Origin of the sequence: Phytohabitans flavus (assembly GCF_011764545.1) — a bacterium.
GTDB lineage: Bacteria > Actinomycetota > Actinomycetes > Mycobacteriales > Micromonosporaceae > Phytohabitans > Phytohabitans flavus.
In genome coordinates this window covers 8,990,773-9,007,836 of the sequence record NZ_AP022870.1, presented here as the reverse complement: position 1 = coordinate 9,007,836, position 17,064 = coordinate 8,990,773, and the positions used below count along the sequence as shown (strand labels likewise).

Genomic DNA, 17,064 nt, shown 5'->3' with positions numbered 1-17,064 from the left:
GACTCCCGCGACGTGCCTCGCGCAGCCCGTGGGCCGGCCGAACCCGGCTCGTGACAGTATCGTTCGGGTGAGTACCGATCGGGCGAGTACCGACCAGCCGAACCGGATCCGCTTCCGGCCGCACGGCGCGATCGCGATCGCGGCCCTCATCGCCTTGATCGGAGCGATCCCGCTGGCCACCGCGGGGTGGTACTACCTGCCCATCCTGCTCGTGCCGCTCGCGATCGTGGTGTGGGCGCTGCGCGCCGGCACCGAGGCGGGGCCGGAGGGCCTGCGCGTGCGGGCCCTGCTCGGTGCGCGCCGCATCGGATGGTCGGAGGTCAGCGAGCTGGGCGCCGACCGGCGGGGGCGGGTGCTGGCCCGGCTGACCAACGGCCAGGTCGTGCCGCTCACTGCGGTCCGCGACCGCGACCTGCCCCGCCTCGCCAAGCTCGGTAACACCCACTGACTCCCGGTCAGTAGCCGTCCTTCACCTGGTTGATCAGCGGCTCGCCGGCTGTGAAGCGGCGCAGCTGCTCGCCCACGAGCTTGTACCCGCGCGCCAGCAGCCCCCGCACCGATCCGCCCACGTGCGGGGTGAGCAGGAAGTTGGGCATGCTCCACAGTGGATGACCGGCGGGCAGCGGCTCGGGCTCGGTGACGTCCGCGGCCGCCGCGAGCCGCCCGGTGGCGAGCTCGGCGACGAGCGCGTCGGTGTCGACTACGGGGCCACGGGCGCCGTTCACGAGGAGCGCGCCGTCCGGCATCGCGGCGAGGAAGCGCGCGTCGACGAGGCCCCGCGTCTGGTCGGTGAGCGGCACGATGAGCACGACCACGTCGTGGTGCGGGAGCAGCGTGGGCAGCTCGTTGACGCCGTACACACCCTGGTCCGGCCGCGCGGTGCGGGCCACGTTCGTCACCGACACCTCGAACGGCGCGAGCCGGGCCGCCAGCGCCGCCCCGATCGAGCCGGCGCCAACGATCAGCACCCGCTTGCCGGCCAGCTCGTCGGTCGGGGTGTGGTCCGCGTACGCCCACTCGCCGCGCGCCTGCGCCCGCACGAACGCCGGAAACGCCCGCACATACGCCAGGATGGCGGTGATCACCCACTCGGCGGTCGGCGAGTCGTGTACCCCACGCGCGTCACAGAGCAGCATGCCCTCGGGCAGCTTGCCCACCCACGCGTCCGCGCCGGCGGAAAGCAGCTGCACGACCTCAAGGTCGGGCATCTTGGCCGCGAGGCTGGCCGACTCGGCCTGGGCAAGGAAGGGCGGCACCCAGAAGCGCACACCGGCCGGGTCGGACGGGAGCCCGTCCGGTCGGGCCGCCAGCTCGACAGTCACGCCTGACGGCACGTCACCAAGTAGCTGCAAGCCCTGGTCATGCGGGATCCACACCTTCATGGATCACGACCCTAGTCCACCTACTGCACACCGCTGTTCAGTGATCAAAGGCCCGTGGTCGCCTCGCCTCACAGCGGGCGCGGCTACCCTGGCCGGGTGGACGCCCGCCCCCCGTACCGTGCGACCCTCGCCGCCCTGGCCATGACCCTGGCGGTCGGCGGGTGCACCTTCGGCCCGCCCGACCCCGACGAGGCCGGTGAGCCGCCCACCTTTCCGACTCCGTCGGTGACCGCCACCCCTCCCGATGGCAACGACCAGGAGGTCGTCGCGACGGTGCTGGCCACGAAGCTGCGGGTGCCGTGGGGCGTCGCGTTCCTGCCGGACCGGGGCGCGCTCGTGACCGAGCGGGATACCGCCAAGATCCTCAAGGTCGGACCGGAGTCCGGCACCGACGGGCTCAAGGTCACCGCGATCCAGACGCTCGCCGAGGTAAACGCCGAGGGCGAGGGCGGGCTGATGGGCATCGCGGTCTCGCCCAAGTACGACACCGACAAGACCGTCTTCGTGTACTACTCGACCGCCACCGACAACCGCATCGCGAAGCTGGTCCTGGGGCAGAAGCCGGTGCCGATCGTGACCGGCATCCCGCTCTCCGGGATCCACAACGGCGGGCGGTTGGCGTTCGGGCCGGACGGCTTCCTCTACGCCACGACCGGTGACGCGTCGCAGCGCGGCCTGGCCCAGGACACCCGCAGCCTCGGCGGCAAGATCCTGCGCATGCTGCCGGACGGAAAGCCGGCGCCCGGCAACCCGTTCCCCAACTCGCTGGTCTGGTCGTATGGGCACCGCAACGTGCAGGGCATCGCCTGGGATCAGAGCAAGCGGATGTACGCGGCGGAGTTCGGCCAGAGCACCTGGGACGAGATCAACCAGATTCAGCCGGGCAAGAACTACGGCTGGCCCACGGTGGAAGGGCGCGGCAACGACCCCCGGTTCGTCAACCCGATGGTCGTGTGGACCCCGGGCGAGGCGTCCTGCTCGGGGCTGGCCTCGGTGGAGCGGTTGCTGATCGCCGCCTGCCTGCGCGGCGAGCGGCTGTGGTCGGTCGAGCTCACGCAGACCGGCACCATCTTCGGGCGGCCCCGCGCCCTGCTCGCGGAGCAGTTCGGCCGCCTGCGTACGGCGGTCACCGCGCCCGATGGTGCACTCTGGGTGACGACGTCGAACCACGATGGTCGCGGCGAGCCGAAGCCGGAGGACGACCGGATCATCCGGCTCGTCTTCTCCGGTGGCGGAGCTGGGAAGAGTTAGGGTCTATCTGATGGATCTTGTGGGTGCGAGGCGAGGCCCAGACGGCGGTCCAGGGGTGCCGGGCGGAAGGTCGCATACCGGTGTTGTATGTGGCCTTTCGTCTGGTCGTCGTCTGGGTCCGCCGCAGCCCCACAAAGATCCGTCAGATAGACCCTAGTGTCGGTTTCGGCCGATCTGGTCACGGGCACGACAGAGCACAGTGATGGATAAACAGGCAGAAAATGATCGGCGCATCGCTTCGGCGGTGCGGCGTTTTGTCAGCATATTTCGGCAGGTACCGTCCCTCCTTCGATCCCGCGCCTCCCGGCGGATCGGCCTCGGCCTGCTGGTCTTCGTCGTCGCGCTGGTTGGCGTGGTGGTCGGCGTCCTGGTGGGCGCGCGCACCGAGACCGACGTGGGACCGTTCCAGGCCGAGATGTCGATCGCCCCGTCGTTCATCGGGGACACCGAGGTGGCCATCCCGCCGCTCGGCTCCCTGCACCTGAACAGCCACGACGGCCCCGTCCACCTCAACGTGAGCCTCGGCTCGCTCGATCAGACCCGCACCGAGGCGCTGATCAACGACCCGGCGGGCATCACGCGGGCCAGCCAGACGGCCGTCGACGACGTCAAGATGGGGCTGATCAAGCTCGGGATGCGTACCGTCGCGGTCTCCGTCCTCTTCGCGATGGTGCTGGCCGCGCTCGTCTTCCGCAACGTGCGCCGGGTCGCCTGGTCGGGTGGGTTGGCGCTGGCCATCGTGGGTGCCAGCCTCGGCAGCGCGATCGCCACGGTGCACCCTGACTCGATCGAGGAGCCGCGCTACGAGGGCCTGCTGGTCAACGCGCCCGCGGTGGTCGGCGACGCGCGGCGGATCGCGGACGACTACGGCAAGTACGCCGAGCAGCTCCAGCAGCTCGTCGCGAACGTCAGCCGCATCTACACCACGGTCTCCACGCTGCCGGTGTACCAGCCGGAGGCGGGCACGACCCGCGTCCTGCACGTCTCCGACCTGCACCTGAACCCCACGGCGTGGTCGATCATGCGCACGATCGTGGAGCAGTTCGGCATCAACGCGGTGATCGACACGGGCGACATCACCGACTGGGGCAGCGAGCCGGAGGCGTCGTACGTGGCCTCGATCCGCCTGCTCAAGGTCCCGTACGTCTTCATCCGCGGTAACCACGACTCGGCCGCCACCGGTGCCGCCGTGGCCCAGCAGTCCAACGCGATCGTGCTCGACAACTCGATCACCAGCGTGGCCGGCCTGACCGTGGCCGGCATCGGCGACCCGCGGTTCACCCCGGACAAGGAGACCTCCCCGCCCGGCTCCGGCGCGTCCAAGCAGACCGTCGAGCAGGTGATCGGCGCCGGCGAGCGGCTGGCCTCGACGGTCCGCGGGTCCAACGTCCCGGTCGACATCGCCCTGGTACACGACCCCGCCTCGGCCGGCGCGCTCTCCGGTACCTGCCCGCTCGTCCTGGCCGGCCACACCCACCAGCGCGAGGTCCGCATGCTCGACCAGGTACCCGGCAAGATGCAGACGCGACTGATGGTCGAGGGCTCCACGGGCGGCGCCGGCCTGCGCGGGCTGGAGCACGAGGAGCCGCTTCCGCTGGCAATGTCGGTGCTCTACTTCGACAGCAAGACGCGGGCGCTCCAGGCGTACGACGACATCAAGGTGGGCGGCACCGGCCAGTCGCAGGTCACCCTGGAACGCAAGGTGGTCACGGACGGACTTGCGAGGCCCGCCGAGGGCCAACGCCCCACCCCAACTCCGACCCCGACCCGCTGACGGTCACCCTGAGAGCTTCGTTCATGACCTGAGCTACCGCGATGTCCGTCGTGGTCCGGACCCAATGCCACTCACCTTAGTTTGATCTTGGTGGGTGGGTGTGTCGGTGTGGGTTGGTGGTGTTGGTGTGGGTGATGATCGCTGGTTGTGTTTGGGGCTGGTGGGCGGTTGACGGACTGGGTCTCGGTGGGGGTGTTGGCCGGGTCGGTGCCGCGGGATGTGGTCGATGCGGCGGTGGCGGTGTATGGCCGGGAGTCGAAGCGGTCGGATGGGAAGTTGCCGGCGCATGTGATGGTGTACTTCGCGATGGCGTTGGCGTTGTTCGCTGAGGATGACTATGAGGGGGTGCTCGCGCGGCTGGCTGAGCCGTTGATGGCGTGGGGGTGTTGGGATGCGAGTTGGTCGATGCCGGGTTCGGCGGGGATTACGCAGGCCCGGCAGCGGTTGGGGGCCGAGCCGGTGCGGGAGGTGTTCGAGCGGGTGGCTCGGCCGGTGTGTGGGGTGTTGACCCGGGGTGCGTGGCTGGCTGGGCGGCGGTTGGTGTCGGTCGATGGAAGTGAGCTTGATGTGCCGGATAGTCCGGCCAACGCGGAGTTCTTCGGCTATGCCGGCGGGGCTACGAGACGTTCGGCGTTTCCCAAGGCCAGGTTGGTCACGTTGGTCGAGACCGGTTCGCGGGCGCCGATCGGTGCGGTGATCGGGCCGGTCGTGGGTAAAGGGCAGGGGGAGCAGAGCCTGGCCCGTGGGTTGTATCCGTTGCTGGAGCCGGGCATGCTGCTGTTGGCCGATCGTAACTTCTACGGCTGGCGCGACTGGTGTGCGGCTACCGATACCGGCGCGGACGTGTTGTGGCGGGCCGGTGGCGCTGGCGGCGCGATCGCCCTACCCGTCGTGCAAGATCTGCCCGACGGCTCGTATCTGACCGTGGTGTATGCCTCCCGGACGCGTCCAAGCGAACGTGACCGGATCCTCGCGCTGGCCCGTGACCCGGCCACCCGGGCCGACATCGACCCGCACCGCGCCCGCATCGCCCGGGTCGTGTCCTATCAGGTCACCGACCGCGCGGACAACGACGAACCGATCAGCCTGCTCACCAGCATCCTGGACCCGGCCGACGCCCCGGCCGCCGTGCTGGCCGAGGCATACCACCAACGGTGGGACCACGAAACCAGCAACGGCCAACTCAAAACCCACCTGCGCGGCCCCGGACGGGTCCTACGCTCGAAAAGCCCGGCCATGGTGACCCAAGAAATCTACGGCTACCTGCTGACCCACTACGCGATCAGCGCCCTGATCTGCCAGGCCGCCACCGAAGCCGACATCGATCCCGACCAGGTCAAATTCCACCGCACCGTGCGTATCCTGCGCCGTCGGGTCCAAGACCCGACGGCATTTTCCCCCTGACCACCGCCACCACCTCATCGCCGCCATCGGCGCCGACATCACCCACCACCGACACCTCAACCAACACCGCCACCGCAGCTACCCCCGCGTCGTCAAACGCATGCGCCACAACAGCTACCGAGTCAAACAACCCCACGACACCGGCACCCGCCACACCAACCCACCCACCACCAAGATCAAACTAAGGTGAGTGGCATTGGGTCCGGACCGCTGCTCCCGCGGCCTCACCCTCCGCGATTCACAACCCCAGCCCCTGACCAGCGCGGCGCGGCCACGGCCCGCCCGTCCCGCACGCACGAAGCCGGCGAATCGCGAACGCCTGTTCCTTGATCTGGCGCTGCGACCGGACGCATTCGGCAGATCATGGTACCCAGCGGCCCCTCTGGAGCCTGTCGCAGAATCGCCAGATTCGCTTGAAATGAGGGTCTCGTTGACCCTCGCCGGCCGCCGTTCGGCGGCCAGCGGCGGACACAGCCGTGTTTTTCTCGACACACGCTGTAGTCGGGCAATTTTGCGACAGGCTCTCTGGGGGCAGGTGCGTACCACGATCGCTGGGCGCTCGGATCTCATCGCGCAGATCAAAGCGATGATCGGTGAGGCCGCGGGAGCAGCGGTCCGGACCACCGCGGACGTCGCGGTAGCCCAATCTCTATCTCGGAACCGCATGATTCGCGCCAGGGTGAACGGCCGCGTGGGGCAATGTCGGAACATTGCCCCACAACGACGTGCGAGTGCCCTCAGCTCAGGCGGGAGATGATCAGCTCGCGGACGGTCTTGGCGTCGGCCTGGCCGCGCGTGGCCTTCATGACCGCGCCGACCAACACGCCGGCCGCCGCCACCTTGCCTTCGCGGATCTTGTCGGCCACGTCCGGGTTGGCGGCGATGGCCTCGTCGACCGCGGCGGTCAGGGCGCCCGTGTCGGACACGACCTCCAGGCCGCGCGCGGTCATGATCTCGGTGGGCGAGCCCTCTCCCGCGATCACGCCCTCCAGCACCGTGCGGGCCAGCTTGTCGTTGAGCTTGCCCTCGTCGACGAGGCGCTGAAGCTCGGCCACCTGCGCGGGCGTGGCACCCACCTCGACCAGCTCGATGGCGGCCTCGTTGGCGCGGCGGGCCAGCTCGCCCAGCCACCACTTGCGGGCACCGTCGGGCGATGCGCCCGCCGCCACGGTCTCCTCGATCAGCTCGACCGCGCCGGCGTTGACCACCGACTGCATGTCCTGGTCGGACAGGCCCCACTCGGTCTGGAGCCGCTTGCGGTGCACGCGCGGCAGCTCGGGCAGCGCCTCCTTCAGGGAGGCCACCCAGGCGGGGTCCGGCGCGAGCGGCACGAGGTCGGGCTCCGGGAAGTACCGGTAGTCGGTCGCCGTCTCCTTGGACCGGCCGGACGTGGTGTCGCCGGTGTCCTCGTGGAAGTGGCGGGTCTCCTGCTTGATCTTCCCGCCGCCGTCGAGGACGGCGGCCTGGCGGAGCATCTCGGAGCGCACGGCCCGCTCGACCGAGCGGAGCGAGTTGACGTTCTTCGTCTCGGTGCGGGTACCCCACGGCGCGCCCGGCAGGCTCAGGGAGGTGTTGACGTCGCAGCGCAGCGAGCCCTGCTCCATCCGCACGTCCGAGACGCCCAGCGAGCGGATCACGTCGCGCAGCTCGGTCACGTACGCCCGGGCGACGATCGGGGCCAGCGCGCCTGTACCGGGAACAGGCTTGGTGACGATCTCGACCAGCGGGATGCCGGCGCGGTTGTAGTCGACAAGCGACTCGGTCGCGCCCTGGATGCGGCCGGTCGCGCCACCGACGTGCTGCGTCTTGCCGGTGTCTTCCTCCAGGTGGACGCGCTCGATGCCGATGCGCACGATCTCGCCCTCGACCTCGACGTCCAGCCAGCCGTCGACGCACAGCGGCTCGTCGTACTGGCTGATCTGGTAGTTCTTCGGCATGTCCGGGTAGAAGTAGTTTTTCCGGGCGAAGCGCGACCAGGTGGCGATCGTGCAGTTGAGCGCGAGGCCGATCCGGATCGTGGCCTCGATCGCGGCCTTGTTTGCCACCGGCAGCGACCCGGGCAGGCCGAGGCACACCGGGCAGATCCGGGTGTTGGGCTGGCCGCCGAACTCGATCGGGCAGCCGCACCACATCTTCGTATTCGTGCCCAGCTCGACGTGCGTCTCCAGCCCGACCACCGGCTCGTAGCGGGCGACGACGTCGTCGTACGCCGGAAGGGTGACGGTCATGACAGCTCCCTCGGGGTAAGCGTGCCGACGGCGGATTCCAGGGCCGCCGCCACCCGGTACATCCGGTCGTCGGCGAGCGTCGGGGCCATGATCTGGAAGCCGACCGGCAGCCCCTCCGACAGTCCGCAGGGGACGGAGATGGCCGGGCCGCCGTACAGGTTGACCGGGATCGTGTAGAGGTCGGCCAGGTACATCTGGTACGGGTCGGACGTGCGCGAGCCGAGCGGGAAAGCCACGAACGGCGTCGTCGGCGACACCAGCACGTCGACCTGCTCGAACGCGGACGTGAAGTCCTGCGTGATGAGCGTGCGTACCTTCTGCGCCTGCCCGTAGTAGGCGTCGTAGTAGCCGCTGGAGAGCGCGTACGTACCGATGATGACCCGCCGCTTGACCTCCGGCCCGAAGCCGGCCTCGCGGGTGAGCGACATGACCTCCTCGAGCGCCTTCGAGCCGTCGTCGCCGACCCGCAGGCCGTAGCGCACGCCGTCGTAGCGGGCCAGGTTGGAGGAGCACTCGCTGGGCGCGATCAGGTAGTAGGCGGGCAGCGCGTACTGGAAGTGGGGGCAGGAGACCTCGACCACCTCGGCGCCGAGCTTGGTCAGCGCGTCGAGCCCGTCGCGGAAGGCGGCCGCGACACCCGGCTCGGCACCCTCGCCGCCGAACTCGCGCACGAGCCCCAGCCGCACGCCGGTCAGATCGCCGGTCGCTCCCTGCCGGGCGGCGCCGACCACGTCGGGCACCGGCTGCGGGATCGAGGTGGCGTCGCGCGGGTCGTGACCGGCCAGCACCGCGTGGAGCAGGGCCGCGTCCTCGACGGTACGGGCGCAGGGCCCGGGGTGTCCAAGGAGGAGGAGAACGCGACGAGCCCGTAGCGGGACGTGCCGCCGTAGGTGGGCTTCGCGCCGACGGTACCCGTGACGGCTCCCGGCTGGCGGATGGAGCCGCCGGTGTCGGTGCCCACGGTGAGCGGCGCCTCGTAGGCGGCGAGTGCCGCCGCGCTGCCGCCGCCTGAGCCGCCCGGGATGCGGGTGAGGTCCCACGGGTTGTAGGTGGGGCCGTACGCGGAGTACTCGGTGGACGAACCCATCGCGAACTCGTCCAGGTTTGTCTTGCCGAGGATCACGAGCCCGGCCGCGCGCATGCGCTCGACGACCGTCGCGTCGTACGGCGGGCGCCAACCTTCGAGGATCTTGGAACCGGCGGTGGTGGGCACCCCACGGGTCACCACGATGTCCTTGACGCCGATCGGCACGCCGGCCAGCGGCCCCAGCGGCTCGCCGGCCGACCGGCGCTCGTCGATGTCGAGCGCGGCGGCCCTGGCCCCTCCGCGTCGACGTGCAGGAACGCGTGCACCCGGTCGTCGACCGCCGCGATGCGCTCCAAGTGGGCCTCGGTGACGTCCGTCGCGGAGGCCTCGCCGCTCGCGATCGCGGCCCCGAGCTGCGCCGCGCTCATCCTGGTCAAGTCGCTCACGGCTCAGGCCTCCTCTTCCAGGATGCGGGGTACGCGGAACCGGCCCTCTTCCACGTCGGGCGCGGCGGCCAGCGCTTCGTCCGGGGTGAGGCAGGGCACCACCACGTCGTCGCGCAGCACGTTGGTGAGCGGCACGGAGTGTGAGGTCGGCGGGATGTCCTCGGCCACGACCTCGCCAACCCGGGCGACCGCCTGGAGGATCACGTCGAGCTGGCCGGCGAAGAGGTCGAGCTCCTCCTCGGGTACGGCGAGCCGCGACAGGCGCGCGAGGTGCGCGACCTCCTCGCGGGAGATGGCGGCCATGAGTGCCCCTTCGAAACGTCTGTCTGCTAACCGAGCGTGGCACGCGCCCGGTGACCGAGCGAGTTTATGACCCCAGAGAGTTTAGTTAGCCACCCTCCGCCGCGCGGAGAGCGGGCCCCGGCAGGGAAACGACCGCATAGACCGAACTCCTCGGCGTTGCGGCCCGTATAAGTCGGTATGGCCATACGGCGTGAGGTGATCCTGCCTGCCGCCGATCCTCTCGTCGCGTGGCGTCGGATCGCACTGGACAAGCAACTGCCGGCACCGAAGTTTCCGAGTGGCGTGCGCGCACCCTCCGTGGCGTTGCTGTGCGCGCTGCTCGTCCTCGCCGTGGTGAGCGCCGTCTACCTGGGCATGTTCCACGGACGGGTGATCCCGCAGGCGGTGGTCGACTCGCAGGACCGGCTGGTGACCAGCCTCGCCCGCGGCCTCAACGCGACCGTGAGCAGCGGCGTCGCGGAGATGGAGGCGGCGGCCAAGCAGGTGCCGCCCGGCGGCGACCCGGCCGCGGTGCTCACCACGGCCGCGGCCGGCGCCACCGCCTGGGCCGGCGCGGCGGTGCTCGACGCGGGCAGCCGGCGGCCGGTCGCCGCGCGCGGCGAGCCGGTCCCGGTCGCGAACGTGCCGCAGGACGTACCCCGCACGACCGTCACCCCCTTGATCCAGGGCAAAGAGCCGCGCGCGCTGATCGTCGCGCCGCTGCCCGACGGGCGGCTGCTCGCCGGCATGACCTCGCTGCGCGTACGCCCGCTGAAGCTCGCCCCCAACTCCGGCCAGTCCGTGCTCGTGGGCCTGCCCACCGGCGAGAGCACTGTGGTGCAGGGCGCACCACCCGCGGGCGGTCCGGCCGGCGACGTGATCAAGCGGACGCTCGCCGAGACCCGCGAGGGGCGGGCCGTGCGCTCGACCGCCGGGCCGCCCGGGAGCGCGCTGCTGGTGGTGGCCGCGCCGGTCGGGTCGCTCGGCATCGCGGTGGCCTCGACCGTCTCCGCGCCGGTCTTCGACGTCGGCTCGCCGTGGAAGGGGCTGCTCCCCGCCGCCGGGCTTGTCGTGGCCGCGCTGCTCGCGTACCTGGTGGCGCGCCGCGCGCTGATCCGCCCGGTCCGCCGGCTGCTGGCCCGCGCGAAGGCGGACGCCTGCGGCGACCCAGGTCCACGACCCAAGATCAAAGGCCCATCGGAGGTACGGCGCATCGGTGCCGCCCTCGATGACCGCGCCCGCCCCAGGGGGATTCCGGCGGTCGTGCTGCTGCTCGGCATCCCGGCGATCGTCCTCGCCTGGTCCGGGGCGCTCGGGTACGCCTTCGCCAACGGCCCGGTGCCGGTACCCGCGCAGGTGGTGCTGGACAGCGAAAACCAGGTGACCGCCGCGACGGTGGCGCTCGGCGAGGCGCTCGACGGCGGGCTGCGGCAGGTCACGGTCGCCGCCGCGCAGGGCGCGCAGACGGCTCCGGCGCAGCTCAAGCCGGCGCTCGATCAGCTTGTACAGAGCGACGACAGGTACCGCGGCGCCTACGTCACCGACCCGGAAGGGCGGGTCGTGGCCACCGCTGGGCGGGACCCGTTGCGCCAGCCGGAGAAGCTGCCCCGCGAGAGCGGCGTGCGCCTGGCGAACACCGGCGGGCGGCTGCCGGTCATCTACGCGCACGCACTCCGGCCGGACGGGCACAGCGTGGTGGTCGAGTTCGACGTACCCCAGCTCGCCGACGTGCTGCGCCGGGCCGACGGGCGGGTACGCGTGGTCGACACCGAGCTGCGCACGATCCTCGACACCGAGGGCTTCCGGGCGTTCCAGCCGCTGGCCGGCGCCGAGGCGCGGGAGGCGGCGACCTCCGCACTCCAGGGGCGCACCGGGGCGAAGGTCGCGGGGCGCGCGCTCGTCGCCGGTACCCCGCTCGCCGAGCCCGGCTCCACCAAGGGGCTGCGCTGGTCCGTGGTGGCCGAGCAGGGCGTTGGTGATCTTGAGTTGCCGGTCAACAGCCTCCGCCGCGCGAGCCTGGTCCTCGGCGGCGCGGCGGCCTTCCTCGCCGTGGTCGCGCTGGGCTGGCACTACTTCGTACTGATCCTGCCGCTGCGGCGGCTGGCCGCGGCGGCCGACCGCATGGCCGACGGCGACATCAAGACGGTGATCACCCCGCACCGCCCCGACGAGATCGGCGCGATCGCGAGCTGCCTGGAGATCTGCCGGCAGGTACGGGTGGACGGCCCGGCCCGCCTCGGCGGCGCCGAACGGCTGCGCGGCAACACGGCGCCGCCCACCGTCGTCCTCCGCCGCCGTCCCGACGGCCGCAAGTCCGGTGCCCGCCGCGCGGGGAGGCGCTGAGGTGCTCTTCCTGTACGGCGTCTTCGCCGCCTGCTGCCTCGTGCTGCTGGTCGCGGGCATCATCGAGCAGCGCGGCCACGACGCCAACCTGCGCAAGATCCCGACGCGCATCCTGGTCAACGGCATCCGCGGCAAGAGCTCGATCACCCGCCTCTGCGCGGGCGCGCTGCGCGGCGGCGGGCTCACGGTCGTCGCGAAGACCACTGGCACGGCGGCGCGCTTCATCTTCACCGATGGGAGCGAGGAGCCGATCTACCGCAAGTTCGGCATCGCGAACGTGGTCGAGCAGATCGGCATCGTGCGGCGCGCCGCTATGTTCCACCCGGACGCGCTGGTCATGGAGTGCATGGCGGTGATGCCGGCGCTCCAGGAGATCAACCAGCAGAAGCTGATCAAGTCGACGATCGGCGTGCTGTGCAACGTACGCGAGGACCACCTCGCCGAGATGGGGCCGACGCTCGACGACGTGGCCCGCTCGCTGAGCCGCTCGATGCCGGTGGGCGGTATCTGCGTGACGGCCGAGCGGGACCGGCTCCACATCCTCGAAGAGGAGGCGGCCAAGCGGAAGTGCCGGCTCGTCGCGGTCGACCCCGAGACCGTGTCGGACGAGGAGATGCGGGGCTTCGGCTGGATCACGTTCAAGGAGAACGTCGCGATCGCGCTCGCCGTCGCCCGGCTCGTGGGCATCGACCGGCAGGCCGCGCTGGTCGGCATGTGGGACGCGCCGCCCGACCCGGGTGTGCTGACCGTGGAGACGTACGAGGCGAACGGGCGGCGGCTGCGCTTCGCCAACGTCTTCGCGGCCAACGACCCGGAGTCCACATTGCTCAACGTGCGCCAGCTCGCCCAGCAGGGGCTGATCCGGCGGCCGGTGCACCTGGTCATCAACTGCCGGCCGGACCGGGTCGAGCGCAACGGGCAGATGGGAGCGCTTGTGCCACGGCTGGACCCGGACCGCGTACTGCTGATCGGCGAGCCGACCCGCAGCGCGCTGTCGAAGATCCCGGAACGGTGGCAGGGCCGCGTACTCGACCTCGGCGGGCGCCAACGCCCCGGCGCGATGCTCGACGCCCTGCTGGGCCAGGTGCGGGGCACCGCCTCGGTGGTCGCGGTCGGCAACATCCACGGGCAAGGCGAGGTGCTGCTCGATGAGCTGGCCAGGCTGAGGGGTGTGCAGTGACGTTCCTCCCCGGCGGCGAGCTGAGCCCGCAGCTCGCGACAATGTGCCTCGGCGTGGGGCTGATCTTCGCGCTGATCTGCTACCTCACCACCAACCTCTCCCCCGGCGGCATGATCACGCCGGGCTGGATGGCGCTCGCCATGGTGGAGGACCACCTTCAGGCCTTCGTGATGGTCGTGATGACGGTGGTGACCTTCCTGCTCATGAAGGTGCTACAGCGCATCGTCATCCTGTACGGCAAGCGCCTCTTCGCCGCCGTCGTGCTGCTGAGCGTGCTGCTCCAGGTGACCGCGTTCCTCATCATCCAGCGCGACGTGCCGCTGCTCTTCGCTCACCAGACGCTCGGCTTCGTGGCGCCGGGCCTCATCGCGTACCAGCTGATCCGCCAACCCAAAGGCGCGACAATCCTCGCGACAACGGTCGTCTCGGCGGCCACCTACGGCGTGGTGATCAGCGGCATCCTTACCGGCCTCGTGCCGGTGACGTAGGAGGGAGTGTGTCGATGCATCGGGGTTTGACCGGCGTGGTCGTCATCGCGCTGCTCGCGGGGGGTGTCGCCGGGTGCCAGAGAGGCGAGGGACCGGCGGCGCCCGCGGCCGCTCCCGCGCAGGACTTCGTCTCCGCGCCCCCGGTCGAAGAGCTCGAGTTCGAGCGGGTGAGCGACCCCCGCGCACGCTCGTCGTGGACAGCGCGGGCAAGACCCTGGCGGTCTTCACCGACAAGGCCCGCACGGTACGCCTCACCGGCCCGAGCCGCACGCTCGCCGAGGAGACGCACACCGCCGCCACGGTCACCACAGACGCCTGGATACGCCTGGCGCCACGCCCCTGGAAGAAGGGCGAGGAGGGCCAGACCTGGGTCCGCCCGTGGCTGGAGGAGGCGCTGGCCGACCGCAGCCCGGACGCCCTGGCGATCGCGATGGAGTACGTGGAGGGGGGCAAGCGCGACGCCTCGTTCGGCCCGCTCTCCAACACAGATCCGGACGGCCGTGCGGAACGTTCCGACTTCTACGACTACCTCGGTATCGACTGGGAGTTTCCGGACGGCAAGAACGAACGCCCCGACCCCGACCACATACGCAGCCTCGACTGCTCCGGCTTCCTCCGCATGGTGTACGGCTACCGCATGGGCTACCCCCTGCGCGGCACCAACACCCCAGGGACGGGACTGCCTCGCCGCGCGTACGCGATCGCCAAGTTCGGCCCGGGCGCCGAGCTGATGCCCAACCGCGGCACCCAGGCCCGCGAGTACGAACGCCTCAACGCCGGTGACCTGGTCTTCTTCAACGGCGGCCCGGTCCTGAACGACCACATCGAGCACATGGGCATGTACCTGGGAGTGGACAGCGACGGCCGGCACCGCTTCATCAGCAGCCGCACCAAGGCCGACGGTCCCACCCTCGGCGACACCGGCGGCGACTCCCTGCTGGACGGCTCCGGCCACTACGGGGTCCGCTTCCGCACCGCCCGCCGCATCTGACCCCGCCGCCCGGCCGTCCGGCCGGGATTGTGAACCGCGCAGGGTGAGGCCGCGGGAGCAGCGGTCCGGACCACCGCGGACGTCGCGGTAGCTCAGGAATCTCTGTGGTGGCGCCCGATCTCGGGCCGTTGCGGAGTGACGGCGCGGTAGCGGGAGAGCCAGGTGACAAGCTCGTCGGCGGGCATGGGCCGGGCGTAGAACCAGCCCTGCGCCACGTGGCAGCCGGCCGCGTGGAGGAGGCGCCAGGTGCGTTCGTCCTCCACGCCCTCGGCGACCACGCGGAGGCCGAGCGCGCCGGCCAGCTCGATCACCGAGCGGACGATGGCGGCGTCGTCGGCGTCGGTGGCCATGCCCAGGACGAACGAGCGGTCGACCTTGACCTCGGCGAGCGGCAGGCGGCGCAGGTGCTGCATGGACGAGTAGCCGGTGCCGAAGTCGTCGAGCGCGATCGCCACCCCGATCTTGTCGAGGCGGGCGATGGTGGCGAGCACCCGGCGGGGGTCGGCCATCAGCGCGCCCTCGGTGATTTCCAGCTGGAGACGGTCGGCGGGCAGGGCATACCGGGCGAGGCGGTCCGCGATCTGGTCGGCGATCTCGCCGTCGTGCAGGTCGCGGACGCTGACGTTGAGCGCGGCGCGCAGGTTGAGGCCGGCCGCATTCCACTTGGCGACCTGCTCCACCACGTCGTCGACGACCCGCCGGGTGAGCAGCCGCATCACCGCGCTCTGCTCGGCCACCTTGATCAGCTCCTCGGGGTCGACCATCCCGTGCCGCGGGTGCTTCCACCGCAGCAGCGCCTCGACGCCCACCACCTCGCCGGTCTCGATCGCGACCTGCGGCTGGTAGTACATGTTGATCTGGCGGTACTCCGAGACCGAGCCACCGTCGAGTGCGCGCCGCAGGTCGGCGAGCAGGCTGAGCCGCTCTGGCGAGTTGTGGTCGGACTCGGGCGCGTAGACGGTGATGGTGTCGCCGCGGTGCTTGGCGTCGTACATCGCCACGTCGGCGTGCCGCAGCAGGGTGGCGAAGTCCTCGCCGTGCGCGGGGTAGACGGCGATGCCCATCGAGCCGGACACGTCGAGCGGCAGCCCGTCCAGCGCGACCGGCTCGGCCAGCGCCGCCACCACCCGCAAGGCAAGGTCGCGGGCGTCGTCGACGCTGGTCAGGCGCGGTGCCAGGATCGCGAACTCGTCACCGCCGAGCCGCGCGACAACGTCGCCGGGGCGTACCGCGCCGGTGAGGCGGCCGCCCACCTCGACGAGCAGCCGGTCGCCGACCGCGTGCCCGAGCGCGTCGTTGACGTGCTTGAACCTGTCGAGGTCGAGCACCAGCAGCGCCAGGTGCCGGTCGGCCGCGCCCTTGGCGTGCCGCTGGGCGTGCGCGGGCAGCTGGTCGGCCACATCGCCGAGCAGCCCCTTGCGGTTGGCCAGGCCGGTGAGCGGGTCGAGGCGGGAGAGCTCCTCCTGCTCGGCGGAGAGGCGGGCCATCCGGTACACGGCGTAGAGCGGCACCAACGCCAGGGGGATCAGCGCCGCGCTCGTCTGGGCGGCGGCCAGCATCACCGGGCTGAGCAGCAGCAACGCGCCGATCGAGAGCAGCTCGAAGGGCAGGCCCTGGCGGAACATGACCCACCACCGGCCGCCGAAGAGCAGGCGCACCGCGACCGTGACCGAGCCGTACTTGACCAGGAACCAGGCCGCCGCCGCGGCGGCCACGACCCCCACGTCGAACCAGCCGATCCGGTCGAGGTCGGCGAGGCGGCTCACCGCGTACGCGGCGGAGAGGGCGAGCGCGTACTGCGCGATGTTGAACGCGGCCCGCCACCAGGCGTGCCGCATGCGCCACGAGGAGACCACCACCGCCACGGCCTGCACGGCCACCGCGGGCGCCAGCCCCAGCCCAGCATGATCGCAAATGTGAAGCATGTGGACGGGAAGACCGCCGAGCTCTGCCGTCGCCCCGGCGGGGTGAACGGGCGCGCGTCGACAAGCGTCGCCAGCCCGGCCATCACCCAGAACGCCGCCGGAAGGTCGGGCAACTGCCCTGGCAGCCGGGCCAGCGGGAGAGTCGACACAAGGACGGCCGCTGTGATGACCGCCAATACGAATGTGAAGAATGGGCGAGCCCGCTCGGGGGAAACGGAGTTCCGCGAGGCTGCGGCCTCCATACAATCCTCCCCCGCCATCGCGCCTGCGCATGGACCGCTCACCACGATAGGTCGGGTAGCACGCCGAGCAAGGACTAATCCCCGACAGTCGTGACTAAGTT

General features: G+C 71.0%; 11 protein-coding genes and 2 pseudogenes. 8 read left to right on the top strand and 5 right to left on the bottom strand.

Features of this window, described 5'->3' with window-relative positions; genetic code table 11:
- Nucleotides 1-67 precede the first annotated feature (67 nt).
- The gene (locus tag Pflav_RS40040) at nucleotides 68-448 is read left to right on the top strand and encodes a PH domain-containing protein (protein ID WP_173041738.1); all 381 of its coding nucleotides are present in this window, start codon (nucleotides 68-70) and stop codon (nucleotides 446-448) included.
- 7 nt (nucleotides 449-455) lie between these two features.
- Here Pflav_RS40040 and Pflav_RS40035 read toward each other — a convergent pair whose 3' ends face one another.
- Nucleotides 456-1,382 (bottom strand): 2-hydroxyacid dehydrogenase, encoded by a 927-nt coding sequence (locus Pflav_RS40035; RefSeq protein ID WP_173041737.1) that lies wholly within the window; start codon nucleotides 1,380-1,382, stop codon nucleotides 456-458.
- 96 nt (nucleotides 1,383-1,478) lie between these two features.
- Between Pflav_RS40035 and Pflav_RS40030 the strand changes: the two genes are divergently transcribed.
- The 3 genes from Pflav_RS40030 (at nucleotide 1,479) to Pflav_RS40020 (ending at nucleotide 5,811) form a co-directional block, all read left to right on the top strand.
- Nucleotides 1,479-2,633: a PQQ-dependent sugar dehydrogenase gene (locus Pflav_RS40030; RefSeq protein ID WP_415624360.1), complete on the top strand. Its 1,155-nt coding sequence runs from the start codon at nucleotides 1,479-1,481 to the stop codon at nucleotides 2,631-2,633.
- A 202-nt stretch (nucleotides 2,634-2,835) separates the two neighbouring features.
- Nucleotides 2,836-4,407: a metallophosphoesterase family protein gene (locus Pflav_RS40025; RefSeq protein WP_173041736.1), complete on the top strand. Its 1,572-nt coding sequence runs from the start codon at nucleotides 2,836-2,838 to the stop codon at nucleotides 4,405-4,407.
- A 141-nt stretch (nucleotides 4,408-4,548) separates the two neighbouring features.
- The gene (locus Pflav_RS40020) at nucleotides 4,549-5,811 is read left to right on the top strand and encodes an IS4 family transposase (RefSeq protein WP_173042604.1); all 1,263 of its coding nucleotides are present in this window, start codon (nucleotides 4,549-4,551) and stop codon (nucleotides 5,809-5,811) included.
- A 737-nt stretch (nucleotides 5,812-6,548) separates the two neighbouring features.
- Here Pflav_RS40020 and gatB read toward each other — a convergent pair.
- The 3 genes and pseudogenes from gatB to gatC all read right to left on the bottom strand — a co-directional run bounded on the left by gatB (nucleotide 6,549) and on the right by gatC (nucleotide 9,815).
- Nucleotides 6,549-8,039: an Asp-tRNA(Asn)/Glu-tRNA(Gln) amidotransferase subunit GatB gene (gatB, locus tag Pflav_RS40015; protein ID WP_173041735.1), complete on the bottom strand. Its 1,491-nt coding sequence runs from the start codon at nucleotides 8,037-8,039 to the stop codon at nucleotides 6,549-6,551.
- Nucleotides 8,036-9,512, bottom strand: a pseudogene (gatA, locus tag Pflav_RS40010) (Asp-tRNA(Asn)/Glu-tRNA(Gln) amidotransferase subunit GatA). The gene gatB and the pseudogene gatA overlap by 4 nt, the downstream one beginning before the upstream one ends.
- Before the next feature lie 3 nt (nucleotides 9,513-9,515).
- Nucleotides 9,516-9,815, bottom strand: coding sequence for an Asp-tRNA(Asn)/Glu-tRNA(Gln) amidotransferase subunit GatC (gene gatC / locus Pflav_RS40005; protein ID WP_173041734.1), 300 nt, complete (start codon nucleotides 9,813-9,815; stop codon nucleotides 9,516-9,518).
- Between the two features lie 177 nt (nucleotides 9,816-9,992).
- Between gatC and Pflav_RS40000 the strand changes: the two genes are divergently transcribed.
- The 4 genes from Pflav_RS40000 (at nucleotide 9,993) to Pflav_RS39985 (ending at nucleotide 14,796) form a co-directional block, all read left to right on the top strand.
- On the top strand, nucleotides 9,993-12,137 hold the full coding sequence (locus Pflav_RS40000) for a HAMP domain-containing protein (RefSeq protein WP_173041733.1): 2,145 nt from the start codon (nucleotides 9,993-9,995) through the stop codon (nucleotides 12,135-12,137).
- Nucleotide 12,138: 1 nt separating this feature from the next.
- On the top strand, nucleotides 12,139-13,317 hold the full coding sequence (pgsB, locus tag Pflav_RS39995; RefSeq protein WP_173041732.1) for a poly-gamma-glutamate synthase PgsB: 1,179 nt from the start codon (nucleotides 12,139-12,141) through the stop codon (nucleotides 13,315-13,317).
- Nucleotides 13,314-13,805 carry a poly-gamma-glutamate biosynthesis protein PgsC/CapC gene (locus Pflav_RS39990; protein ID WP_232072478.1) on the top strand — a complete coding sequence of 164 codons (492 nt, stop codon included), beginning with the start codon at nucleotides 13,314-13,316 and terminating at the stop codon, nucleotides 13,803-13,805. The genes pgsB and Pflav_RS39990 overlap by 4 nt, the downstream gene beginning before the upstream one ends.
- A gap of 193 nt (nucleotides 13,806-13,998) precedes the next feature.
- Complete coding sequence (locus Pflav_RS39985; RefSeq protein WP_232072477.1) at nucleotides 13,999-14,796, top strand: NlpC/P60 family protein; 798 nt, start codon at nucleotides 13,999-14,001, stop codon at nucleotides 14,794-14,796.
- A gap of 92 nt (nucleotides 14,797-14,888) precedes the next feature.
- Here Pflav_RS39985 and Pflav_RS39980 read toward each other — a convergent pair.
- Nucleotides 14,889-16,963 (bottom strand): annotated as a pseudogene (locus Pflav_RS39980) (putative bifunctional diguanylate cyclase/phosphodiesterase).
- Nucleotides 16,964-17,064 lie beyond the last annotated feature (101 nt).